The organism is Kribbella sp. NPDC026596 (genome assembly GCF_040638415.1).
Taxonomy (GTDB): domain Bacteria; phylum Actinomycetota; class Actinomycetes; order Propionibacteriales; family Kribbellaceae; genus Kribbella.
The window spans coordinates 84,464-108,446 of sequence record NZ_JBEZYF010000019.1; the positions used below are offsets into that span (position 1 = coordinate 84,464).

Consider the following 23,983-nt stretch of genomic DNA (forward strand, 5'->3'; position numbering starts at 1 on the left):
GCTGACCGTAGTGTGTGCGTATGCATGTCGTCGTAGGTGCTGGTCCGGTCGGCTCGACGACTGCGCGGTTGCTCGCTGCTCAAGGGGAACGGGTTCGCGTGATCACTCGCTCCGGGAGTGGGCCTGATGGAGTCGAGCGGGTGGCGGCGGATGCGAGTGATGCGTCCAAGCTCTCGCGGTACGCCGAGGGCGCTCAGGCGATCTACTCGTGTGCGGGACCGGCGTACCACCGGTGGACGACGGACTGGCCTCCGCTGGGGGCAGCGCTCATCCGGGCGGCTGAAACGACGGGCGCCGTACTGGTTACTACCGGCAATCTCTACGGGTACGGCGCTGTGGACGGGCCGATGACCGAGGACACGCCACTGCTGCCCAACTCGATCAAGGGGCGGGTGCGAACCAAGCTGTGGACTGATGCGCTGGCCGCGCATGAGGCGAAGAGGATCCGGACTGCGGAGGTTCGTGGATCGGACTACCTCGGTGCCCGCGCGGTCTCGCCGTTCAGCGTGATGGTGCTGCCCAAGGTGATCAAAGGCAGGCGCGGTACGGCGCCGGCCGACCTGGACGCGCCGCACAGTTGGACGTACGTCGGTGATGTCGCGCGCACGTTGATCGCGATAGCAGCCGACGAGAGAGCCTGGGGCCGCGCGTGGCACGTGCCCACGCCGGAGCCGCTGTCGATCCGGACCCTCGCCACCCGCGCGGCCGAACTCGCCGGCGCACCACCGGCCCGCGTCGCCAAAATGCCCACGATCGCGCTGCGCTTGGCCGGCCTCTTCAACCCGGCCGCGCGCGAGATGCTCGAGACGCAGTACCAGTGGCAGCGTCCCTTCATCCTCGACTCCACCGCCGCGACCGTTGCCTTCGGCATCAAACCCACGCCGACCGACGAAGCCCTCCGGGAAATGATCGCTTTGTGACCTCTAGGCTGGGCGGATCGACGGAAGGGCAGGGATGAGTTCCAGGAGACCGCGTCGCTGGTTGCGGCGGTTGGTTGTCACGCTGGTGGTGCTGGGGATTCTGGCGGTTGCCGTGGATCGCGCGGCGGCGTGGGTGGCCGAGAATCAGCTCGCGTCGATGGCGGAGAGGGAGGCGGCGCAGTACGACGTACAGGCGGCTGACACGTCCGTCGACATCGGCGGGTTCGGGTTCCTGCCGCAGCTGGCCAGGGAGAAGTTCTCGAAGGTCACGCTGACCATGAAGGATCCAACGTTCGACTCGATCCCGGCCGAGGATCTGAAGGTCGAGATGATCGGCGTCCACGTGCCGCGTGGTCTGCTGACGCGGGAGCCGGGTACGGCGGTCACCATCGACACCACCGACGTACGCCTGCAGCTGTCGCCGGCCGAGCTGGCCAAACTCGCCGCCCGCAGCACCGGACTGAGCGGGCTGACGATGAGCGCCGTCGATGGCAAGCTCCACGCGAAGCTGTCCCTACGCGGCGTCGAGGCCGACGTGATCGTCCGCCCGCAGGTCGAGAAGGGCCGCATCGTCCTCGCCGTCGAGGAGCTCTCCGACGCGATCCCGTCCTTCATCCGGAACGCGGTGAAGAACCAACTCTCCCGCGGCATCGCCCTGCCCAAACTCCCCTACGGTGCCACCCTCGAACAGGTCACCGTCGAAGGCAACTCCATCACCCTCAATGCCACCGCCGCCGACTTGAAGTTCGCCACCTGAGCGATACCGGTACTGACAGAGCCTCCCTCGTCCGCCCGACTCCGCCTAGCGTCGAACCAGACCAGCGAAAGGGTTCGATGTGAAGTATCAGCGGTTAGGGCGGACCGGGCTCGAGGTCAGCCGGATTGCGTTGGGCTGTATGAGTTTCGGTGAGCGCAACGAGTTCCACCAGTGGACGCTGGACGAGGAAAGTTCGCAGCCGTACTTCCGGCAGGCGGTCGAGCTCGGGATCACCTTCTGGGACACTGCGAACACGTACGGCGGTGGTAGCTCGGAGGAGTTCGTCGGTCGCGCGATCAAGCAGTACACCCGGCGTGAGGACGTCGTACTGGCCACCAAGGTGTGGGGCAAGATGCACGACGGTCCGGGCGGATCGGGGTTGTCGCGCAAGGCGATTCTGGAGCAGATCGACGCCTCGCTGACCAGACTGGGCACGGAGTACGTCGACCTGTACCAGATCCACCGGTTCGACCCGGACACGCCGGTCGAGGAGACCATGGAGGCACTGCACGACGTCGTACGGGCGGGGAAGGTCCGCTACCTCGGTGCGTCGTCGATGTGGGCTTGGCAGTTCGGGAAGATGCAGTACGCCGCGGATGCCGGTGGGTGGACGCGGTTCGTGTCGATGCAGAACCAGTACAACCTGATCCGGCGCGATGACGAGCAAGAACTGCTGCCACTCTGCGCGGACCAGGGCGTCGGCTCCATCCCCTACTCACCGCTGGCCAAAGGCAAGCTCGGCAAGCCATGGGGCACGCAGTCGCTGCGTGCGGACACCGATCGGGTCGCCAGGGCTCTCGCCCGCGACAGCGACCGTCAGAGCGTCGATGCACTCGAGTCAGTGGCCGCGAAGCGCGGTGTGCCGATGGCACAGGTCGCACTGGCCTGGCTGTTGACCAGACCGGTCGTCTCCGCACCCATAGTCGGTGCCACGAAGCCACATCACCTAACAGATGCCGCTGCGGCGCTGGAGCTCGAGCTCACCGAGGCAGAGCTCACCCAGCTGGAGGAGCCCTACGTCGAGCGACCGCGCAACTGGTACTGAGCGCTAGCCTCGAAACGTGGTCACTCGGCAGTAGGCCGACGGTGCTTGGTGGTTGAGCGGCCGGCTATCCGACTTCGGGAAGCTCTTGGGTCGCGATGGTTCGCGATATATCGTCGAACTATCGCAATCTCTTCGTGAGGGACGGGTGATCGGGATGACCGGATCGACGTACGCCGCGGGGTGGCCCTGGGCGCACTTTGCGCGGCACTGTTCAACCTTCGACGACATCAAGGACGAGTTGCGCGCCGCGATGACCGGGCAGCGCAGGCACCAGCACCACGGGCACCAGGGGTTCGGGCCGCAGTGGGGGATGTTCGGCGGGCAGGTGTTCGGGCCACCGTGGGGTCCACCGCCGCGCTGGCGTGGACCGAAGGCCCGGCGGGGTGACGTGCGGGCCGCGATCCTCGCCGTACTCGCGGAGCAGCCGATGAACGGCTACCAGATCATCCAGGAGATCGCCGAGCGCAGCGGCGGGGTGTGGAAGCCGAGCCCGGGCTCGATCTACCCGACCCTGCAGCAACTCGAGGACGAGGGACTCGTCACCGCGGACGCCGAGGTCGGTCGCCGGACGTTCACGCTGACCGACGAAGGACGCGCGTACGTCGCCGAGCACCAGGACGAGGTGTCCGCGCCGTGGGAGGCGATGAGCGCGCCGGCCGCCGACGACGAGAACGGTCTGAAGCCGATGCTCGGGCAGGTGGCGACCGCGATGTGGCAGATCCTCGCGACCGGTACGCCGGAGCAGCAGGCGAAGGCACGGGAAGCGGTCAGCGAACTGCGGCGCAAGCTGTACGGCATCCTCGCCGACGAAGGTCAGGACGACGAGCGGGACCGGACATGAGCTCGCCCTCACCTGACTGGCACGGCCGTGACCGACACGGACGTAACCGGGCCGGACGCGACCGGCGCGGACGAGACTGGGCCGGCCGCGACTGGGCCGGATCTGACTGGCGCGGCGGTGACTGGGACGGTGCCGATGAGTCCGGTGCTGAGCGGGCTCGTGCGGATTGGGCTCGTGGTGCTTGGGCCGGCCCCGGATCCGACGCGGAACGCCGTACGACCGAGCGCCGCCAGGGCCCGGTCCGGATCGGTGACGCCGAACGCGACCAGGCCGTCTCGCTGCTGAGTGATCACTTCGTCGCGGGCCGGCTGACGCAGACCGAGTTCGAGGAGCGCAGCGAGCAGGCGACGCGAGCCCGGTACGTCGACGACCTGGAGCCACTCTTCGACGACCTCCCGAGCTCGGCCGAGCTGCAGCTCGCGCAGGGCCCGTGGTCGCCGCAGACGGTCCGGTCTCGCCGCCGTACGGGTCCACCGCCGCCGTTCGTGATGCTCGCGCCGTTCCTGATGATCGGCCTCGTCATCACGGCGATCACCCTGACCGCCCCGTGGCTGCTGTGGGGCATGTTCTGGATCATGCTGATCAGCGGCGCGAGCCGCCGCCGCTGGTACCACCAGAACCGCTAGCCACAACTAGGTACGACGGCCCCGTGCCCGCGGGATCTCCGTCGCGAACTCGACCACGAACCCGTCCGGGTCGGCCACATGCACCGTCCGATGTCCCCACGGACGGTCGGCCGGCCCGCTCAGTACCGGCGCGCCCAGCCCCGCGAGCCGCTCGGCCCACGCGTCCACGTCGTCGACCATCACCACGATCTCCCCACCCGCCCCCGGCGACACCGCCCGCCCCGTCAACCACTCCGCTCGCCGCCGCTCATACAACCCGAACCGCACCCCACCCGCCTCGAACTCCGCATACCCCGCATCCGTGAACTTGTACTCCAGCCCCACCACATCCCGATAAAACCCCACCGACGCCTCAAGATCCTCGACGTACAAGATCACGTAACCGATCACGAACCCCACGCTAACCGTCGGCGGCGGCGGTGTTGCATATATGCTACCTATATGAGCGCGGGAGATCTGGTTCGGCGGGCTCGGGAGGATGCCGGGCTGTCCCGCAGTGCGCTCGCCGCCAAGGCCGGCGTTCCGACGTCCACGGTCTCGCGGATCGAGGCCGGGTCGAGCGATCCGACAGTCACGATGCTCTCGAGGCTGATCGCGGCCAGTGGTCGGCACTTGTCGCTCACCCTCGACGCCGTCCAGGATCGCCCGCAACGGATCGCGATCGAGATCCTGACCGAGGCCTACACGCCGGACGAAGAGCTCCGCAAGGTCAACTGGGCCCGGCTACGAGGATTCCTCGACCACCTCACTGAACATCGCGAACTCACCGCCGACGCGATCGAGTCCCCTCCGCACCGGACCGGCGATCCCGCATTCGACGCACTGCTGGCCGGCATCGCGGAGAAGCTCGCCGACGACGCCGGAATCCCACGCCCCCGCTGGACCCGATCGGTGCCGCCGTCACCCACACCCTGGGAGGCACCAGGCACACCGGCACGCGTCGCACGAGCGCGCGCGCAAGCCCCCACCCAGCTAGCCGCCCGCAACATCTGGCTCGCCGCTCACGATCTCTGGCGTAATGCTGCATGACCAGCGAGCCGGCACCGATAGTCCTTGGCAAGACCGAAATCCTTACCCACATCGCGGAGGTCGCCGCCATCTGACAGTTCTCGGGCCGCCGCCTGGTCAGGTGTTCTTGATGAAGCTGCTTGCCGGCCGTGCACCTGATCATGACGACATGGTTGCGCTGTGGCCGAGATGTGGGTTCTCGGACGCGCGGGCTGCGGTGGACGCGTACTACCTGGCGTATCCGTTCGAAGAACATGATCGACACCTTGCTGCCTACGTTCAGCAGATTGCTGACCTGGCTGTCGGCGGGGGGTCGTAGGTTCGTCGGACTGGTCGGAAGAGATCTTCCGGTGCATGTCAAAGGTCTTGGGCTTGTTCCGACCTGGGGTTAAGGGCAGGCACAAGCTGAGGAGACGTCATGGCAAAGGTTCGGGTGGAGAACTTCACGGTTTCGGTGGATGGGTTCGGGACCGGGGTGAATCAGCGGTTGGAGGCGCCGTTCGGGGATGGGGTGGAGGGGCTGCACGACTGGATGTTCGCGGCTCAGGAGGACAAGGCGGCGGGGCGGGGCGGGATCGACGCGGAGCAGGTCGGGCGGTTCGAGGAAGGGATCGGCGCCACGATCATGGGGCGCAATATGTTCGGGCCGATCCGCGGGCCGTGGGAGGACGAGTCGTGGACCGGTTGGTGGGGGGACAACCCGCCGTACCACCACGACACCTTCGTGCTCACCCATCATGCTCGTCCGTCGGTGCCGATGGAGGGCGGTACGACGTTCCATTTCACCGACGACCCGATCGACGTCGTACTGGAGCGCGCGCTCACCGCGGCGAACGGGCAGGACGTGATCATCGCGGGCGGCGCGTCGACGGTCCAGCAGTATCTCAACGCCGGGCTCATCGACGAGCTGCACATCGTCGTCGCGCCGATCCTGGCCGGCGCCGGCGTACGCCTGTTCGACAACGTTGCCGAAGCCCTCGGCAACTACAAGGTCACCAAGACCGTCACGTCCCCGAACGCAACGCACATCGAGATCATCCGGCGGTGAGCATCACGGCACCCGGGTGAGCCACTCTTCCGTGCCGAACTTGCCGGCAACACGATCGGCGGCAAGATCGACGGTGCTCGAGTCGATTTTGCCAGGGCGAAGGCCGTACCGGTTCCGGAACGAGTCGACCATCCGGTCGATCACGTCCGCGCGCTCGAGACCCGTCTGACTACGCAGCGGATCAACACGCTTGTTCGCGCTCGTGGCCCCCTTGTCGGACAGCTTCTCGCGGCCGATCCGCAGGACCTCCAGCATTTTCGCGGCATCCATGTCGTACGCCATCGTGACGTGATGCAGTACGGCGCCACCCGCGAACCGCTTCTGCGCGGCGCCGGCGATCTTCCCGGCCGGCGACGTGATGTCGTTGATCGGCTGGTACGTCGCAGCGATCCCGAGATCGTTGAGCGCGCCAATCACCCAGTCGTCGAGGAACGCGTACGACTCGACGAACGACAGCCCGGACACCAGGGACTCGGGGACGTAGAGCGAGTACGTGATCGTGTTGCCAGGTTCGACGAACATGGCCCCGCCGCCGCTGATCCGCCGTACGACCGTCACGTCGTGCTTGGCGGCGCCGTCCAGATCGACCTCGTTGCGCAGCGACTGGAAGCTGCCGATGATGACCGCATTCGACGCCCACTCCCAGACCCGCAGAGTGGGCGCACGCTCACCGGAACCGACCTGCTCGGTCAGCACCTCGTCGAGCGCCATCTGCAACGCGGGCTCCCGCGGTACGTCGTGCACGAACTCCCACTCGTGATCCCGCCACCCGGTCGCGCCGGTCAGCGCACGCCGTACGACGACGGCCACGGCATCTGGTGAGAACCCGAGCATCTCGACACCGTCACCCAGTACGGCGCGAACGCGAGCCGCGATCTGAGCAGCCGGAGTGGCGACCGGCAGACCGGCGAGCGCCCCGTTGATCAGCTCCAGCGCGTCATCGGGCTCCAGGAAGAAGTCGCCACTGATCTGCGCCCGCCGTACGTGCCCGTCGACGACCTCCAGATCGGCGACGACAAGTTTCCCGCCCGGCACTTTGTACTCACCATGCATATCCAGAAGCAACCTGAGCCGGCCTAAGGTTGTTCCCGCGACAGCACGACCCGCACCTCGTCACCCACCGCGGCGCCGGCTGCCTTCAGAGCCGCCTTGCTGACGCCGACGCAGAACCCGCCGCCCGCGACGAGCATCGTGCTGCCGGTGAAGTCGGCGCCGTTCAACGTCCCGCTGACCCGTCGCTGCTTGCGCCCACCAAGTTGCTGCACGCAATCATCCGGTACGTCGACAACGGCGAGACCAGCGCCTTTGCCGGGGTCCCAGAACCGAACGTTTCCCAGGAATTCGACCGTTGCGTTCATCTCCCCATCTCCGTTCGACGCCCTACACTCCCGACTATGGCGGAGATGAGCATGAACAAGGCGATTCACGCGGCGTTCCGACGGGATCTGGGGCGCTTCATTGACGCACTGGGGCGGTTTCCGGCCGGGAATCGGCAGCGGGCCGAACAGTTGGCGACAGCGTGGGCGAACTTCGACGACCAGTTGACGCGGCATCACGAGGGTGAGCACGAGATCGCCTGGCCGGCGCTGGAAGCGGTCGGGGTGAGTCACGACGTACTGACGCAGATGGACGCGGAGCACGACACGATGGCGACCGCACTGGCCGACACGCGGACCGCGATGGCATCGCTGCGCGGGTCTGCGAGTGCCGAGGACGCGGCGTCCGCACTGGCCGCGATGCAGGAGCTGCAGCGGGTCACGGTCCAGCACATGGAGCACGAGGAAGCCGAGATCGAGCCGGTCTACCTGGCGAAGAAGGACTCCCCTGAGGTCAAGGCGATGGGCCGCGAGTTCGCCAAGGTCGGTCCGGTCCAAGGCGGCACGTTCTTCGCCTGGGCCCTCGACGGCGCCGCCCCCGAAGAGACCGCAGCCATCACCGGCACCATCCCCAAACCAGTCCTCGTCCTCATCACCGGCGTCTTCGGCCGCTCCTACCGCAGGTCCGTAGCCCCGGTCTGGCGCGGCTGAAGCCGGGACTCACCGGCACGTCAGCTTGTACTCGCGGGAGGACTCGACGGAGTTCGGGTCGTCGACGACCAGGGCCTGAGTGAAGCTGAACTCGTCACCGGACGCCGAGTTGGGCCGGACAGTGGTTTTGACGATCCGCGTGGCAGCGGACGCGAACTCGACGGAGACCGGCTTCGCGTCCGTCGTCAGCTTCGACTCCCAGTGGTAGGTCACGGTCGCGGCGTCGTCCGTCGTGATCCTGGCCTGCACGGTGATGGGCTGCGTGCAGTCGACTACTGTCGACTCGAGTTCGACCAGATCGACGTCGGTCACCGGTCCTCCTCCGCGGAGAAGCAGAGCCCAGACGGCTGCCGAGACAGCGATGGCCACCACGACGATCAGGACAAGGTTCCGGCGGGCAATCGGGGACGGACTCGCGGCCACGGCCACCGGCTCGGGCGCGCCGGCTCCGGGGTCGACAAGGTGAGCGGGGGCGGACGAGAGCACCAGCTCGGGGATCGACCGCAGGACGAACGGCCTGGAGATCTCCCGCTCGAACGCCGATTCGGCGGCCAGGAAACGCCGGTAGGTCGCGATCGCCTCCGCCCGCGCGGTGGCGAGGTCGGCGTTGTCCACCTCGCTGATCCCACCGCCCCGGAGCACGAACCCGTACAACAACTCCAACGGCCGGCCGAACTGGTCGGTCACCGGCCCGGACAACCACCCCAGATCGCCGTCCCCGAGCCGTTCGCTCCGATACACGAGTACGACGTCACCCGCCGCCAGCCCGGGGATCGGGGTGATCCCGACAGCCGACTCACCACCGGTGGCCTGGTCGAGTACGCCGTACTCGTTGCTCTCGGCAAGAAAGTCGGGCACCAGCAGCGCCTGGTACCCCTGCTGCCGGCCACGCGCGACCAGGAACGTCCAGCCGTACGGCGGTGAATCGGGCACCGTGGTCACCGTCCGCCGAGTCGGGAAGCAGGCAGACGTTCCTCGAGCCGGTGCAAGTCCGCGGCGAACTCGCCCAACACCCGCGCGCGGGCCGCCTCGACGGTCGCGGTCTGGCGCCGGGCGTCGCGTCGTTGCTCGCCCGCGGCCCTGGCCTCGTCCGTCGGCAGCCCCGCCATCCAGTCGAGGAACATGCCGACGACCTCACGCCCCGCGGATCCACCGACGACGTCCTGGAGCCTGCGGCCCAGCGTCGCACCGGCCGGGAGATTCAGGAATGCCGTCATCGAGAATCGTGGCTCCAGCCGGGATCTGGCGTCCGCGGCAAGCTGCCGGCGGATGGCCGGATCAAGGGCTTGCTCCACTTGCCGGAAGAGATCCGGAAGGATGGCGGTGAGCGGCACCTCGACGTTGGCCGGGTGGAGCTCGCCGTTCGGGAGCTTCAGGATCCGGCCGTCGGTGTCCATCTGGGCGAAGTCCGGACCGACCGCGCTGACCGGGATCAACCGGATGATCCGGCCTTCCCAGCTGTGCGTCTCGACAAGCGCCTTCAGCTGGGCGGTCTTCATCAAGGCTTCGCGGACGAGGCTGAGCCGGAGGTTGTCATCGGCATCGGCCGGCTCACCGAACCCGCGGATCAGGTCCCACTTGGTGAGGACGAAGTGGATCGGGGACGTGGCGCCGGCCATGATCCCTATCATCGGCTGGATGGAGCTGCGAAAGTAGCGCTGCCCGGCGGGTTCGCCGCGGAGAAACTGGAGGACGCGATACCCGTCGAGCATTCCGAGCAGGCCGTGGGCGTTGCGGATCCGTGCCTCCAGATCGCTGAGGCCGGTCGAACCCGCAGCCTGCTCCGACTCCAGCAGTTCGCCCGCGTAGTCGAGATAGCTGATCGTGAACACCTGATGCTTGGTGCCCTGGTTGAACGACATGCAGTCGAAGACGAGTTCCCGGGTCTCTCCCGTGCGCGTTCCCCGCGGCCACGGCTCGGTCGTGTCGCTCACCTCGTCGAACACCTTGCTGAGATAGATCCGCTGAGCGGCGGCCGTCTCCAGGAAGTACGAGCGAGTGGCCGTCGGCACGTTCACGGTGTGGAACATGCTCGACAGGTACACCGTCTTTCCCGACCCGGCGATGCCTAAGGCAACAACCCGGAAATGCGGCACGACGGCCGGCGCTTCGGCAACAGGACGCCGTTCCGGAGCCGCTTCTACCGGCGCCGCGACGGCGGGCGCGAACACGCGCCCGCGCAGCACGAACGCCTGGATCGTGCCGGCGATGACGAGCAGGATGTTCAAGACCGGGTTGTTGTTCGCGAAGAACCCGATCGCCAGCACCCCGACGACGATGTAGCCGACAGCTGCCAGCTGGAGAGCAACACTCTTCAGCCGGGAGGCCGCATGGACGACGGGCACGAAGGCCAGGAATCCGAAAGACAGCAAAGGAATCAGCGCCCAGAGGACCGAGCCGATCTCACTCGCGGCCTTAGGTCGCGCGGCGACAGGCTGAGCCACCGGCGGCGGCGCACCGAACCCGATAGGGCGCGGCGGAACCGATTCAGTACGACGAACCTCCACTGGAGCACTCGGAGCAGGACTCGGCCGCGACCCGGCCGGTGCTGGAGGGGGAGCGGGCCTCGCGGCAGGTGCCTTGGGCTTGACTGCCGACTCCGCGGATACCGGAGGGGCTTCCTGCACGGAGACGGACGGGCGTGGATCGTCGGTGGGAGCGATCGCGACGTCGCCCAGAGGTGCGTCACCCACGACCGGCACGTCCTCCGCAGCGGGCATCCCCTCGGCGACCAGCACCTCCAGCCCAGCTGGCACCTCGTCGGTGATCGGCACCTCCTCCGCGACCGGTGGTTTCTCCGTCACCGGCGGCTCCTCGGCTGGCAGGACGGTCACAGTGACGGGGAGGTCAAGTTCGCCGGTGGGGCCTTTGAGGTTGAGGGTTCCGGTGCGGGTGGCGCGGGTGTCCACCGAGATATCGAGGCCGTCGGGTGTGTCCTCGACGTGGATCCAGTCGTCCGAGGCGTGCGGCGTACAGATCCTCGCGACCGGCGGGCCGAGCAGGCGGAGAACGAGGTGCGGCGGCTCCGCGCCCGGACGAACCGGCTCGAACCGCAGTTCCGGTGCACTGGGATGCAGGGTCGCCTCCTGGACGGCCGCTTGGGCGGGCCCGGCGACGTACTGGATGTCCGTCCGCGCGATCTCCACCAACGCCTCGTGCGCCCCGACCGCCGCCGGGAGATTGTCGCTGAGCAGCCGCGAACGCAACTCACTGACGGCGCCAAGACGCGAGAACATGTTGGCGTCCGTCATCGCGGCCTGCAGATCCGCCGGGATGGGCTGCGGTTTGATCCGCCGCCGGCGGCTTCTGGCCAGGTACAGCTCGCCCTGCATCTCCACGTCCCGGCTGGGCGTCTGGTGCGGGGTCTGCGCACGCACTCGGTCGAACACATAGTCGTACAGCTCGTTCAGCGACACCCACCCGTCCTCGTCCCGGTCGGCGTCACCGGTCGCGAGCCCCTCCACCAGCGCGGCTGTGAACACGGACGGCCGGCTGCTGTGGTCGTCGGCGAGCTCGTCGCCTTCGAACGCGTACTCGATCGAGTTCGACGCGGTGATGACCGCCCGCCCCCGGCCGCCGCCGACCTGATTGCCCGGGAAGCTGTCCAGGACGTTGGCATCACCGGACGACCGGACCGCGACGCCCTTGCCGAACGCCCCGCCGTAGCAGCAGTCCAGGAGCAGTACGACGCTGCGCGATCGGCTCGCCTGCATGCACCGCCGGACGAAGTCCGCCGAGATCGCGGTGGAACTGAGCCGGTTCGGCCGGGTGTTCCGGGCGGCGAAGAAGAGTTCGCCTGACTCACTCTTCAGGCCGTGGCAGGAGAAGTGCAGCAACAGCACGTCGTCCGGCTGGCTCTCCGCGAGCAGGTCCTCGATCTGCGTCTGGATCACATGCGACGGTTCGTTGCGAACGGTCTGTACGTCGAAGGCCCCGATCTGTCCGTCGCCGAGCACGCGCCCGAGCGCCTCGGCATCGGCGGCCGGCGACCTCAGATGCCGGAGGCCTTCGTGGTCGTACTCGTCGTTCGCGACGATCAGGGCTCTGCGCCGGCCGTCCACTACTTGTCCCTGGGACCGGTGTGCCTGTTCACGAACAACTCGATCAGCCGCGTCTGCTCGGGGGCACTCACCTCCGACAGCTCGAGGACGTCGCCGTCGAGCTCCAGCCGAACAGTCCGCCTGACGCCGTCGCCGCGCGCCAACCAGTCCCTGATCACGGACACCACCTTGCGAACACCCTCGGTGGCTTCACTGAAGGTGACCAGCAACCCGCCGATCGCCAGGAACTCGAAGGCTCGCGTACCCGGTGGTGGCTCGCCGGCCGGCAGCGCTGTGACGTCCTCGACGTCCAGCTCGAGCAACTCCCGCCGGAGATAACCGGTCAGTTGGTCCAGACGCTCCGCATCCGCACCTGACTCGGCAAGCTGAACTTTCAGCTCCCCCACCATCGCCCCCTTGATTCATTGGCGACAACCGCGTTGCGAAGCCCCCCACACGCGGTGTCACCTCGGTGACACTCAGGTTAGACCTCTACCGCACGGACCGCTACGAATATGGAGCCGGAACTCCGGAGCGAACTCCGGAGCTCCGGATCCCTCGGGTCAGGCCGAGGGCGTGGCGGTTGGTGCGTCGGTGGGCGGGGCGCCGGTAGGCGGAGTACCGGTGGGCGGAGTGCCGCCGGGGCCGCCGGGGGTTGAGAAGGAGTCGTCGGCGCCGACTGCGGTGTCGGACAGGTCCAGGGCGATGGCGAAGGCTGCTTCGTAGCCGCCATCGGTTGCAGTGGGCTCGAGCAGCATCTGGTCGCCGATGTCGGCGTAGTGCATGTCGGCGTCGTTGGTGGTGTCGGGCGTGCCTTTCGCGGCGTACGGCGCAGTGGCAAGGTAGACGGCCTTGAACTCCTCGCTGAAGAAGAGCTGCGACGTGAACTCGTACGGGTTGCCGTCGGTGCCGGTGGTGCGGACCTTCACGTGAGTGTGGACGGTCCGGCCCTGGTACCAGCCCGGCAGGATCGTGGTGAACTTGACGATCCCGCCGGAATTCGACACCTGGTAGCCTCGCAGGAAGTTCTTCCCGGTGGTGCCTTCGGCGGCGATGTCGGAGTACACCCCGGCCGCATCACAATGCCAGATGTCGACAGTTGCCCCAGGCAATGGTTTGCACTGGGTTCCGTCCAGTTGCAGGATGTGCAGGACCAGGCTGAACTTCCTACCGGCAGCCACCGAACCGTCCGAGGTGTCCACCCGGATGTCCGACCGCTTGAGCCCTTCGTCCACGTAATAAGGGCCTTCGGTCATCTCGGGTTTCACCACGCAGCCGGGCGAGACCGTACTCGCGGCCACGTCAGCGTCGGCGTTGGCCGCGACCGCCGCCCCTACCGCCGTGAATGCCACACCGGCCGCACCGAACACGGCCAGCGCCCGCCGCCGGCTCAGCACCCGGCCGACCGGCTTGTCGTCGTCGTCCACTGCCATCTCCTTCGTTCGTCGGATCTCCGTACGAAGGAATGACGCTAGAAAGCCCCGCTGGGAAAACCCCCTCGGCCTTTCTGGCAGTACGCCGTGAACCTCAGCGCTGCGCGGCCACTCCGAGAAGGTCGGCCACTTCGTGGACGCGGACTCGGACGGTGTCGATGTCGGCGGAGGCGTCGATCTCGTAGTGAATGCCGCGGGCGGCGTACGACGTGATCAGCGGGGACGTCTCGTCGTCGTACACCTGGAAGCGCCGGCGGATGACGACCTCGGTGTCGTCGGAGCGGTGCTCGATCTCGGCCCGGCGCAGCAGGCGGTGGACCAGGACTTCGGGGTCCACCTGGAGCACGACGGCCGCGGCGAGGGACCGGTCCTGCGCGGCCAGGATCTCGTCCAGCACGGCGGCCTGGTCGACAGTGCGCGGGTAGCCGTCGAGGAGGAAACCGAGGCGGGTGTCGTCGGCGGCGAGCCGTTCGCGCACCATCGCGTTGGTCACCTCGTCGGGAACGTACTCACCGGCGTCGAGGTAGCGCTGCGCGGTCCGGCCGAGCTCGGTCCGGGCGGCGACCTGGGCCCGGAAGATGTCGCCGGTCGAGATCACGGGCACGCCGAGCCGTCCGGCGAGGTGGTCGGCATGTGTTCCCTTGCCGGCCCCCGGCGGTCCCATCAGAACAACAATCGTCACAGCGCGCTCCTGACTCCCGGTAAGTCCTCCAGAATATGGAAGCCTCCGTCCGTGCGGTACGGCGTACGTCACTCCGCACCGCAGGGACACGTCACACCGCGCGAAAGTGTTCCATGCGGCGCGAAAACGCTACTTCTCGAGCATGTCCCAGGTGGACAGGCAGAACGGGTGGCCGGCCGGATCGGCGAAAACCAGGCAGTGATCGGAGTTCGGCTGGTGCGCGTACCTGGTCGCGCCGGCCGCCAGCACCGTCGCCTCGCCCGCGGCGAGGTCCTCGACGTAGAAGTCGAGGTGGAACTGGATCGGGACCGTCGACTCCGGCCAGGTGGGCGGAACGTACGCCGGATCGGTCTGGAAATCGATCCGGCCGCCCGGCCCGTTCATAGTCGCCCAGACCGGGTCCGTATACACGACGCGGCCACCCGTGATCTGCGCGTAGAAACCGGCCAGCGCGAGCGCGTCCAGGCAGTTGATCGTCGGCGAACTGAGCCTGATCCCGCCGGCCACCGTCACATCTCCGGGCGGAGCTCGACGGTGTCGCCGGGGCCGGCGAACTGGGCCGCGACCTCCTCGGCACGCTCCCGGGTGGCACAGTCGAGGATGAAGAACCCGGCCAGGTGCTCCTTCGCCTCGGCGTACGGCCCGTCCGTGCTGACCGGCTTCTTCCCCTCCCACCGGTAGAGCCTCGCCGACCCCGGCGCATCCAGCGCCAGCCCGCTGACCAGCTCACCGGACGCGGACAGCTCGGCCAGCAGCGCGTCGAACTCCTTGCCCATCGCCTCCCGCTCGTCCGCGGGGATCGCCCGGCCCACCTCGGTGAAATCGATCGTCGGGTGCCCCCACGGCTGCGGGTTGGAGTGGATCAGGACCACGTACTTCATGACAACCTCCACTGCGCTCAACCGGTACGCCGTACTGCGCCCGGCAACCGTGACGTCGGACCCGAGCGCAGGCTCTCGACACCCTACGCGGCAAGAGATCCGGGATGGATCACAATCGACAGCATGCAGGCGGAGTCGAGGATCGAGCCATGGGCAGCCGGCCCCGTGTGGTTCCGGCGAGCTGGAGTGCTGCACGCCGGGACCGCGGCCCTGATCGCCGTATCGGCCTCGGTGGAGCTCGTCCGGATGATCGCGGACAGTGCCGGACTGCTGGCGTTCGCCGCCTTGCTGATCACGGTGGCCGGGGCCGCACTCGCCCGCCGGCGACCGTGGCCCGGGCTCGTCGTCACGGTGGCGGGCGGCCTGATCTCCGCGCTGATCGGGTGGGATCCGATCGTGATGTGGAGCATCGCCGTGTTCGCGCTGTTCTCGTTCACCCTGCAGGGCATGCCCGCGGTGCGTGGCACGGTCTTCGTCGGGGCCGGGCTCTACTTGATGACCGCGATCGCCCAGGACTACGACTTCCTGAGCCTGCAGTCGTTCCCGGCCGTGGTGTCCGCGGTCGCCGCTGGTGCGATCGGCAACACGATCCGCATTCACCAGGAGTACTGGCGCTCCCTCGAACAGCGTGCGGCCGACGCGGAGGCGACTCGCGATCTCGAAGCGACCCGGCGGGTGGCCGAGGAACGGCTCCGGATCGCCCGCGATCTGCACGACGTCGTCGGGCACCAGGTCGCCGTCGTGAGCATGCACCTGGGTGTCGCGGAGGTGAACCTTCCGCCACAGGCGGACTCCGCGCGTGCGGCGCTCGACTCGGCGCGGACCGCCGTACGAGCGGTGCTGCTGGAGACCCAGCACATCCTCGAAGTGCTGCGCCGCGGCACGGACGACGCGTCGGCAGCAGAACCCGCGCCCGAGCTCAGCAGCCTGCCCGAACTGATCGACTCCTATCGCCAGATCGGCCTGAAGCTCGACGCCACGATCGACGAGGTTCCCGTGGCGATCGATCCCGCGGTGAGCCTGACGGCGTACCGAATTGTGCAGGAGGCGCTGACGAACGCGCACCGGCACGGTGAGGGTACGGCGACTCTGCGCGTGACGACCGCGGACGGGCGGATCCTGATCGAGGTGGAGAATCCGCGCCGAACCAGCGACAGCAGAGGTAGTGGTTACGGCCTGGTCGGCATCCGGGAGCGGGTCGAGTCGGCGGGTGGGCGGCTCGAGGTGATCGACGCGAACGGCTCGTTCCGGCTGAGCGTCGTACTGGCGGTCGACGGGAGCGACCTCGCGTGACGCGCATCCTCATCGTCGACGACCAGGAGATGATCCGGGTCGGCCTGCGGTCGATCCTGCAGACGCACGCGCCGTTCGAGGTGGCCGGCGACGTCGGCGACGGGCTCCAGGCGGTGCGCTTCCTGCAGGAGCAGCCGGTGGACGTCGTGCTGATGGACATCCGGATGCCCGGTGTGGACGGCGTGGAGGCGACGCGACGGATCCGGGAGATCCACCCGCCGGAGCGGACGCGGATCATCATCCTGACCACCTTCGAGCAGGACGAGTTGGTGCTCGCCGCGCTCCGGGCCGGCGCGAACGGCTTCCTGAGCAAGGCGGTCGGCCCGACGGAGCTCATCACCGGCGTTGAGGAGGTCGCGGCAGGTGGTGGCGCCCTGTCGGCCGCGGCGTCGGCGGCCCTGATCGGGCATGTCAGCGAGCAGCCGTCGGTGACGGTGGACGAGGAGATGGCGGGAAAGTTCACCGAGCTCACGCCGAAGGAGCGGGAGGTGGTGGTCGCGATAGCGTCCGGGCTGGACAACGCGCAGATCGCCGCCGCGATGTTCCTCTCGCCGTACACGGTGAAGACGCATCTGAATCGGGCGATGACGAAGGTGGGCGCTCGGGATCGCGCGCAACTGGTCGCCTTCGCCTACCGGGCGGGCATCGCCCGGTGAATCTACTGCGATCGCAGTAGATCGGTCGCTGCGTCCGGACGACGCGGTGGGCGGCGGGAATCCAGAGGATGAAGAACGTCCCGATCCCTTGTCCTCAGGAGCATCACCATGCCGCAGTTACTCGCCCGGATCGGCCGCTTCAGCGCCCGGCACCGGCTGATCGTGGTCGCGATGTGGCTCGCCGCCTTCGCGATCCTGACCGGGGTGGTCGCGTCGGCGGGTTCGTCCGGCGCCTCGTCCACCCCGTCGATCCCCAGCACCCAGGCATCGAAGGCCCTCGACATCGTCCGGCAGAAGTTCCCCGGCACGCAGACCAGCGCGAAGACGCTCACCCTGGTGCTCGAGACCAACGGCACCGCGAAGGTCACCGACCCCGCCGCCAAGGCCGGGATCACCCGAATCCTCGCCGATGCAGCGGCGATTCCGCAGGTCAGCTCGGTCAGTAACCCGTTCGACGCCCAGAAGCCTTTCGTCTCCACGGACGGCACGACCGTCGTGTCGACGCTGACCTTCGACGGTGTGACCGAAACCAACCAGCAGCAGGCGTACGACGACGTCCTCAAGCTGGCCGCGAATGCTCGGACAGACTTCACGGCCGAGGTCGGCGGTGAGCTGTTCGCGGACGACGTACCCGCGTTCGGGGCCGGTGAGCTCCTCGGTGTCGCGGTCGCGTTCCTCGTTCTGCTGTTGACGTTCGGCTCACTGGCCGCAGCCGGCGCGAACATGCTCGTCGCCTTCGCCGGCGTCGGTGTCGGCACCCTCGGAGTGCTTGCCTACGGCACCATCAACCCGTTACAGGACACCACCCTGACGCTCGCCACGATGCTCGGCCTGGCGGTCGGTATCGACTACAGCCTGTTCATCCTGACCCGTTTTCGCGCCGAGCTCCGAGAAGGGCGTGACGTCGAGGACGCCGTCGCCCGGTCTGTCGGAACCGCGGGTACGGCGGTTGTGTTCGCCGGACTGACCGTGATCATCGCGCTGGCCGGGCTGAGTGTGGTCGGGATCAGCGTGCTGCGTGACATGGGGCTGGCCGGGGCGTTCGGCGTACTGATGGCTGTCTTGATGGCACTGACTCTGTTGCCGGTGCTGTTGCGGACTCTCGGCCGGCGCGCTCTCCCGCGACGTGAGCGCACGGCCGGTCCGGCGCCGGAGCACCGGGCGTCGGTACTGCATCGGTGGGCCTCGTTCGTGGTCCGTCGTCCGGTGGTGTCGTTGCTAGGAGCAATTGTTGTCGTCGGCATCGTCGCCGTACCGATGCTGGACATGCGGACCGCATCGAACATTCCCGGTGGCAATGATCCGGTGTCGACCCAGCGGCACGCTTATGACCTCGTGGTCGACAAGTTCGGCGGCGTACAGAGCCCGTTGGTCGTACTGGTCCAGGGCGGCGAGGTGAGTGGGAAGCTGCCGTTCGTGGAGACCCGGCTGCGCGGGCTGGCCGACGTACGGGTCGTCGCCACCACTGCAGTCACGGCGCAGAACGACGCGGCGCTCGTCACGGTCGTCCCCCGCGGCGGACCGATCGACAACGCGACCAAGGACCTCGTCACCAGCATCCGCGACCAGGCCGGCACCGTCAGCGGCGTGAGCCTCGCCGTCACCGGCGAAACCGCGATCGGCATCGACAGCGACGCGAAGCTGCACAAGGCTCTGATCGAGTACGTCGTCCTGATCGTCGGGCTGTCGCTGCTGCTGCTGATCCTGATGTTCCGGTCGCTGCTGATCCCGCTGGCCGCGACGCTGGGCTACCTGCTGTCCGTCGGCGCCTCGTTCGGGGCGAGCGTGGCGGTGTTCCAATGGGGCTGGTTCGAGGCGACCATCCCGGCTCCGCAGGGCGATCCGATGCTGAGCACGCTGCCGATCATCCTGGTCGGGGTGCTGTTCGGACTCGCGATGGACTACCAGGTCTTCCTGGTCTCCCGGATCCAGGAGATGCACAACCGCGGCGCGTCACCCAAGGACGCGGTCATCAGCGGATTCGCCAAGTCGGCCCCGGTCCTCGTCGCAGCCGCCGCGATCATGGCCTTCGTCTTCGCCGGCTTCGCCTCGTCCCCGATGGCAGTCGCCGCCTCCATCGCCCTCGGCCTGGTCGTCGGAGTCATCGTCGACGCCTTCGTCGTACGCATGATCATCATGCCCGCGGTCCTGTCCCTCCTCGGCCCCGCCGCCTGGTGGCTCCCCACCTGGCTCAATCGCCTGCTCCCCCACCTCGACACCGAAGGCCACAGCCTCGACGAACAGACCCCGGCGGGGGACGACAAGGAGCTGGTGCTCACCTGAGTCGGCACGCGCCCGGCCGGCGACCGGATCCAGGTCGCCGGCCGGTTGTGCGTCAGCAGCAGTACATCGTGGCGTGCTCGAAAGAGCTGGTCGTCCCGTCGAGCCGTCGCCGTAGAACCAGGCTCGACCGTCACGCAGCCGCGACACGTGGCAGGTCCACCGTCTGCCGGTTCATCAGAGTCGTTCCGCGTTCACATCGGGTCCATTGGCGGTACTTGTTGCTAGCAGCAACGATCCTGAAGCTGTACGTTCGGCCCGTAGCACATTGGTTCGTATGATTGCGGCAGTTGTCCACAAGGCCGGCGCCACTGTGGACAACCCGCGATGCCGGAACTCCTTGAAAATAAGGGCTTTCGCGTTTGCGAACTGTCGGTGGCGATGTCTACAGTAGGTACATGGAGTTTCTCGGAGAGCGACCGGTGCGGTCGATGAGCGGCGACGAGATGCTGTCGTCGCTCGACGCCACGTTCGCCGAGATCGCCCGCCTGGAAACCTCCGCCCTGCACCTCATCCACGGCCTCGAAACCACCGGCTACGCCCAAGAACTCGGCGCCGGCACCACCGCCCGGCTCCTGACCTTCCGCTACCGCATCGACGCCACCAAGGCCCGCCGCGACGTCCACCTCGCCACCACCCTGCCCAAATTTCCGGCCGTCGCCGCCGCCCTGCCCGACCCCAACCCCCACCACGCGACACCCGCACACGACAACGACGCCGACCGCAACGGCGCGGGTATCGACGGCGCGGGCGAGGACGGTGCCGACGACAACGGCGCGGGTGGCGATTGTACGGGGGTCGGTGTGGGGGTGCTGCTGCACCCGGCACAAGCCGAGGCGATCGTGTCGGCGTTGGAGAAGGTCCCGACCACAGTCGCGGCCGACGACCTCCAGGTCGCCGAACAAGCACTGGTCGAACTCGGCCGCACTCACGGCCCACTCGAACTGCGCAAGGCCGGCAATCAAGTCCGCGACCGGCTCGACACCGACGGCCCCGAACCCGCCGAACAGAAGGCGTATGACCGCGAGACACTCACCCTGAAGAACGCCGACAACGGCATTGCCTTCACCGGCTACCTGGCCAACGAGAACGCCGAGCTGTTCCGCACCCTCATCAACATCCACGCCAAACCCCACAAAACCATCGACGGCGCACTCGACCCCCGCCCCCGCCACAAGCGCCACGCCGACGCCCTCACCACCATCCTCACCACCGCCACCAACCCCACCGGCACGGGCAACACAGCCGCCGGCACGGCAGGATCTGGTTGCACACCAGGCACTACTGAATCCCCAGGAGCTGCAGGAACCGCCGACGCCGCACACGTCCCCGACGCGATGCTGCCGGACATGCCCAGCGACCCCCGCTCACCGAGGACCGGCAACAGCACCCCCGCCGACGGCATCAGCGCCGATTCCGCGGCCAGGTTCATCCCGGGGCATGGTCCGAAGGCCCACATCACCGTCACCATCGACTTCAACGACCTCAAAACAGCCACCGCGCACAAGATCGGCCACCTCACCTACGGTGACGCCCTGTCCGCGGCCACCATCCGGCGACTCGCCTGCGACGCACAGATCCTGCCGATCGTGCTCGGCTCGGACTCCCAGCCCCTCGACGTCGGCACCACCGTCCGGCTGGCGACCGGACCGATCCGCAAAGCCCTCATCGCCCGCGACAAGGGCTGCGTGTGCTGCGGCGCCCCACCCATCTACTGCGACGCCCACCACGTCATCAGCTGGATCGACGGAGGCGAAACCACAATCACCAACCTCGTCCTGCTGTGCAAACGCTGCCACCGCGACCTCCACGCCGGCCACTGGAACATCGACATCACCAACGGCACTGTGCACGTCGCCCGCCCGGCCTGGGCCACCCCCAACCCCGCCCCCTGCGGCAGATACCGGCCACCAACCACCGACCCTGTCTCGGGTGCCGACCACGGATCAACCACGCGCGAAGCAGCGGGCGCGACCACAGCAGGTCGGTCCGCGCGTGCCTGGCCACGCGAGACCGACCCGCAGTGGATCACACCCGAGAACACTGCACGACTCAACCCCTGGGGCGACCCCACCGATGAGCGACCGGCCCACACCCACAAGCAACAAGACCAGCAGTTTCAGCACGAGCCGCACAAGCACCGGGACCACCGAGTGCAGACGCCGAAGTCCGGACCGCCGCTCCTACCCGCCGGTGGCTTCGACCCCTGGGGCGTAGGCTCCGACAGCAGACCACGCGGCGTTCCCAAGCCGCCGGCCGGCGAAGGGACGACCGATGTGGGCGTCGACGTCTGGGGCGATGCCGTGAGCCGGAACCCGACCGTTGATCGCCGGAGCAAGCTCGGCACGAACGCCACTGGCACGTTCGACCCCTGGGGCGACCTCGCCCCGGAGACCGCTGACGAGCCCAACCCCGCTGACGACGATCCGAGATCCATCCGCCGCATCTCAGACCCCTGCGGTGACCCCACAGAACCCCACAGCGCCTCCACTACCGCCGCCTAGGCCACCGCCACCAACACTGCCGCCACGGCCACGGCCGTCACCTCCGCCGCCCAGCACGGCCACCGTGATCGCCGCCGCTCCTCCCCCTCCGCCACTGCACCGCCGGTGGTCACTGTCACATCCGCGCACTGGACTCCGTCAGAGGGTTGGGTCCCGAGAGGTGGGCCTGGCCGATGAGCGGAGGACGTCGTGGGACTCATGATGGTGACTGGTGGGACCGGCACGCTGGGACGGCAGGTGGTGCCGTTGGTGCAGGCGGCGGGGTGGAAGGTGCGGGTGCTGAGTCGGCACGCGCGGGATGGTGGTGACGGGGTCGAGTATGTGGCGGCGGATCTGCTGAAGGATGAGGGGATCGACGACGCGCTGGGCGGGATCGACGTTGTGGTTCACCTGGCGGGTGGGCCGAAGGGGGACGACGTCGGGACGCGGAATCTGGTGCGGGCGGCGGAGCGGGCGGGGGTCCGGCACCTGGTGCACATCTCGGTGACGGCGGTGGATCAGCTGCCGTTGACCTACTTCAAGTCGAAGCTGGGTGCGGAGCAGGCAGTACGGGAGTCGTCGGTGCCGTGGACAGTTCTGCGGGCGGCGCAGTTCCACGACTTCGTGTTGAACGCGGTACAGGCGATGGCGAAGCTGCCGGTGCTGCCCGTTCCCGGTGGAGTGCGGTTCCAGCCCGTGGATGCGAGGGATGTGGCGGATCGACTGGTCGAACTGGCCCTCGGCGAGCCGGCTGGGCTCGTGCCAGACCTGGTGGGACCCAAGGTCTACGGCCTGGGCGAGCTTGCCCGCGACTACTTGCGGGCCAAGGGCAAGCACCGCCTCTCGCTGCCGATCCACGTGCCTGGCAAGGTCGGCAAGGTCTACCGGGCCGGCGGAAACCTCACCCTGTCCGGCGCCGATGTAGGCACTCACACCTGGGAGGACTTCCTGTCCGCGCAGGTCTGAAGGTACGGCTCCAGCAACTCGACCAGCTCCGGAGATCGGCGGCGGGCGATCCCGGCCAGGAGATCCGCCACCTGCACTCGCGGGTCGTGCTTCGAATCGACCTGCGTGACCGAGAGCAGTGGCGGCGGCGCCGGAGCCACTGCCTCGGCGAGGTACGTCGCCAACCGAGCCATGCGACCTGGCGTCAGGGCACTCTGCTCGTCGTGCACCACGGCGACCGACCGCTGCCCGGCGCTCCAGAAAAGCACGGTCTCGGCGAGCGCGGGTACCAGCGGCTCGAGCGGCGGCGGGATCGCCGGATCGTCGTCGATCAGCCGCAGCACCACGTCTTCCACCTGAGCCCGCGTCACCGCATCCAACTCGGGTACGTCGGAGGGCATGGTCGTGAAGAACCGCTCGATCGCCACATGGTCGATCAACCGCACCCGCTTCGTCCGCGTCAGGTCGACGAACGCCGCCAGGAATCCGGTCCGCCGCTGCAGCGCGAGTACGGCGTCGGAGTGATCCCGGGCCAGGCTGGTGCCATCGCCGTACGACGGTTCGCCGGTGAACAGCTCGAGGACCCGGGCGGCGACGTACCGGGTCTTGTCGATGACGTGGACGTGCGCATGCCCACGCAGGGTGGTGAGGAACCACTCGAGCGCGGACCGCTGCTCGGGTCGCAGCAGTTGGTTGGACTTGTACTCGGATCGGCTGCGGAAGCGGGATCGCAGTACGGCGACCACTTCGGCGGCCGCGGGTAGGGCGAGATCGACGCTGGCATGGGTGATCACGGGCGAGGCGGGGTCCAGGAGGTTGGTCCCGGAGAATCCGGACTCGTCACACGCGATCTCGACCCATGACGACAAGATGGTCATCAGGATAGGACTCCAAGGCTGAGAGACTGCACGCTGCGGGGCCCGTCGTCGACGGGCTTGATCAGACGCGATGGACGCGCGATCAGTGAGCGGCAGCGGCCTTGGCAGACATGCGACCCATCATCGGCCGCGAAGGGCTG

Annotated in this window: 25 protein-coding genes; 14 read left to right on the plus strand and 11 right to left on the minus strand. The window is 68.0% G+C overall.

Going from position 1 to position 23,983, the window contains the following annotated elements; genetic code table 11:
• The first annotated feature begins 20 nt into the window (after positions 1-20).
• The 5 genes from AB0E63_RS18250 to AB0E63_RS18270 all read left to right on the plus strand — a co-directional run bounded on the left by AB0E63_RS18250 (position 21) and on the right by AB0E63_RS18270 (position 4,189).
• Positions 21-920 carry an NAD-dependent epimerase/dehydratase family protein gene (locus AB0E63_RS18250; protein WP_360366921.1) on the plus strand — a complete coding sequence of 300 codons (900 nt, stop codon included), beginning with the start codon at positions 21-23 and terminating at the stop codon, positions 918-920.
• 34 nt (positions 921-954) lie between these two features.
• Entirely contained in the window at positions 955-1,677 is a 723-nt protein-coding gene (locus AB0E63_RS18255; protein WP_360366924.1) for a DUF2993 domain-containing protein, read from the plus strand.
• A gap of 79 nt (positions 1,678-1,756) precedes the next feature.
• Positions 1,757-2,722 (plus strand): aldo/keto reductase, encoded by a 966-nt coding sequence (locus AB0E63_RS18260; protein ID WP_360366927.1) that lies wholly within the window; start codon positions 1,757-1,759, stop codon positions 2,720-2,722.
• A gap of 154 nt (positions 2,723-2,876) precedes the next feature.
• Positions 2,877-3,563 (plus strand): PadR family transcriptional regulator, encoded by a 687-nt coding sequence (locus AB0E63_RS18265; RefSeq protein ID WP_360366930.1) that lies wholly within the window; start codon positions 2,877-2,879, stop codon positions 3,561-3,563.
• Positions 3,560-4,189: a DUF1707 domain-containing protein gene (locus AB0E63_RS18270; RefSeq protein WP_360366933.1), complete on the plus strand. Its 630-nt coding sequence runs from the start codon at positions 3,560-3,562 to the stop codon at positions 4,187-4,189. Before AB0E63_RS18265 ends, AB0E63_RS18270 begins: the two co-directional genes overlap by 4 nt.
• A gap of 6 nt (positions 4,190-4,195) precedes the next feature.
• On the opposite strand, the gene AB0E63_RS18275 is transcribed toward AB0E63_RS18270, so the two are convergent.
• On the minus strand, positions 4,196-4,579 hold the full coding sequence (locus AB0E63_RS18275; protein ID WP_360366936.1) for a VOC family protein: 384 nt from the start codon (positions 4,577-4,579) through the stop codon (positions 4,196-4,198).
• 51 nt (positions 4,580-4,630) lie between these two features.
• Here AB0E63_RS18275 and AB0E63_RS18280 point away from each other — a divergent pair, with 51 nt between their 5' ends.
• The 3 genes from AB0E63_RS18280 (at position 4,631) to AB0E63_RS18290 (ending at position 6,245) form a co-directional block, all read left to right on the plus strand.
• Positions 4,631-5,218: a helix-turn-helix transcriptional regulator gene (locus tag AB0E63_RS18280; protein WP_360366939.1), complete on the plus strand. Its 588-nt coding sequence runs from the start codon at positions 4,631-4,633 to the stop codon at positions 5,216-5,218.
• Between the two features lie 109 nt (positions 5,219-5,327).
• A complete protein-coding gene (locus tag AB0E63_RS18285; protein WP_360366942.1) occupies positions 5,328-5,516 on the plus strand; it encodes a hypothetical protein in 189 nt (62 codons plus the stop codon).
• A gap of 99 nt (positions 5,517-5,615) precedes the next feature.
• Positions 5,616-6,245 (plus strand): dihydrofolate reductase family protein, encoded by a 630-nt coding sequence (locus AB0E63_RS18290; protein ID WP_360366945.1) that lies wholly within the window; start codon positions 5,616-5,618, stop codon positions 6,243-6,245.
• Positions 6,246-6,248: 3 nt separating this feature from the next.
• Here AB0E63_RS18290 and AB0E63_RS18295 read toward each other — a convergent pair whose 3' ends face one another.
• Both AB0E63_RS18295 and AB0E63_RS18300 read right to left on the minus strand, forming a co-directional pair.
• Positions 6,249-7,298, minus strand: a complete 1,050-nt coding sequence (locus AB0E63_RS18295) for a lipoate--protein ligase family protein (protein WP_360366948.1) — start codon at positions 7,296-7,298, stop codon at positions 6,249-6,251.
• Positions 7,299-7,321: 23 nt separating this feature from the next.
• Complete coding sequence (locus tag AB0E63_RS18300; RefSeq protein WP_360366951.1) at positions 7,322-7,603, minus strand: DUF1905 domain-containing protein; 282 nt, start codon at positions 7,601-7,603, stop codon at positions 7,322-7,324.
• 36 nt (positions 7,604-7,639) lie between these two features.
• Between AB0E63_RS18300 and AB0E63_RS18305 the strand changes: the two genes are divergently transcribed.
• Positions 7,640-8,272, plus strand: coding sequence for a hemerythrin domain-containing protein (locus AB0E63_RS18305; protein WP_360366954.1), 633 nt, complete (start codon positions 7,640-7,642; stop codon positions 8,270-8,272).
• Positions 8,273-8,281: 9 nt separating this feature from the next.
• On the opposite strand, the gene AB0E63_RS18310 is transcribed toward AB0E63_RS18305, so the two are convergent.
• From AB0E63_RS18310 to AB0E63_RS18340, 7 genes are all read right to left on the minus strand, one after another.
• Positions 8,282-9,205: a hypothetical protein gene (locus tag AB0E63_RS18310; RefSeq protein ID WP_360366957.1), complete on the minus strand. Its 924-nt coding sequence runs from the start codon at positions 9,203-9,205 to the stop codon at positions 8,282-8,284.
• Positions 9,206-9,210: 5 nt separating this feature from the next.
• Positions 9,211-12,333, minus strand: a complete 3,123-nt coding sequence (locus tag AB0E63_RS18315; protein WP_360366960.1) for a caspase family protein — start codon at positions 12,331-12,333, stop codon at positions 9,211-9,213.
• Positions 12,333-12,719: a hypothetical protein gene (locus AB0E63_RS18320; protein ID WP_360366963.1), complete on the minus strand. Its 387-nt coding sequence runs from the start codon at positions 12,717-12,719 to the stop codon at positions 12,333-12,335. Before AB0E63_RS18320 ends, AB0E63_RS18315 begins: the two co-directional genes overlap by 1 nt.
• A gap of 156 nt (positions 12,720-12,875) precedes the next feature.
• A complete protein-coding gene (locus AB0E63_RS18325) occupies positions 12,876-13,739 on the minus strand; it encodes a hypothetical protein (RefSeq protein ID WP_360366966.1) in 864 nt (287 codons plus the stop codon).
• A 100-nt stretch (positions 13,740-13,839) separates the two neighbouring features.
• The gene (locus tag AB0E63_RS18330) at positions 13,840-14,427 is read right to left on the minus strand and encodes an adenylate kinase (RefSeq protein ID WP_360366969.1); all 588 of its coding nucleotides are present in this window, start codon (positions 14,425-14,427) and stop codon (positions 13,840-13,842) included.
• A 129-nt stretch (positions 14,428-14,556) separates the two neighbouring features.
• A complete protein-coding gene (locus AB0E63_RS18335; RefSeq protein WP_360366972.1) occupies positions 14,557-14,934 on the minus strand; it encodes a VOC family protein in 378 nt (125 codons plus the stop codon).
• 2 nt (positions 14,935-14,936) lie between these two features.
• Positions 14,937-15,308, minus strand: coding sequence for a YciI family protein (locus AB0E63_RS18340; RefSeq protein WP_360366975.1), 372 nt, complete (start codon positions 15,306-15,308; stop codon positions 14,937-14,939).
• Between the two features lie 123 nt (positions 15,309-15,431).
• Between AB0E63_RS18340 and AB0E63_RS18345 the strand changes: the two genes are divergently transcribed.
• The 5 genes from AB0E63_RS18345 (at position 15,432) to AB0E63_RS18365 (ending at position 22,986) form a co-directional block, all read left to right on the plus strand.
• A complete protein-coding gene (locus AB0E63_RS18345; protein WP_360366978.1) occupies positions 15,432-16,601 on the plus strand; it encodes a histidine kinase in 1,170 nt (389 codons plus the stop codon).
• Complete coding sequence (locus tag AB0E63_RS18350) at positions 16,598-17,257, plus strand: response regulator transcription factor (protein WP_360366981.1); 660 nt, start codon at positions 16,598-16,600, stop codon at positions 17,255-17,257. The genes AB0E63_RS18345 and AB0E63_RS18350 overlap by 4 nt, the downstream gene beginning before the upstream one ends.
• 108 nt (positions 17,258-17,365) lie before the next feature.
• The gene (locus tag AB0E63_RS18355; RefSeq protein WP_360366984.1) at positions 17,366-19,540 is read left to right on the plus strand and encodes an MMPL family transporter; all 2,175 of its coding nucleotides are present in this window, start codon (positions 17,366-17,368) and stop codon (positions 19,538-19,540) included.
• 395 nt (positions 19,541-19,935) lie between these two features.
• Complete coding sequence (locus AB0E63_RS18360) at positions 19,936-22,041, plus strand: DUF222 domain-containing protein (RefSeq protein WP_360366987.1); 2,106 nt, start codon at positions 19,936-19,938, stop codon at positions 22,039-22,041.
• 198 nt (positions 22,042-22,239) lie between these two features.
• Positions 22,240-22,986: an NAD(P)H-binding protein gene (locus AB0E63_RS18365; RefSeq protein ID WP_360367090.1), complete on the plus strand. Its 747-nt coding sequence runs from the start codon at positions 22,240-22,242 to the stop codon at positions 22,984-22,986.
• Here AB0E63_RS18365 and AB0E63_RS18370 read toward each other — a convergent pair.
• The gene (locus tag AB0E63_RS18370) at positions 22,950-23,843 is read right to left on the minus strand and encodes a DUF3800 domain-containing protein (protein ID WP_360366990.1); all 894 of its coding nucleotides are present in this window, start codon (positions 23,841-23,843) and stop codon (positions 22,950-22,952) included. The genes AB0E63_RS18365 and AB0E63_RS18370 overlap by 37 nt on opposite strands.
• Between the last annotated feature and the right edge of the window lie 140 nt (positions 23,844-23,983).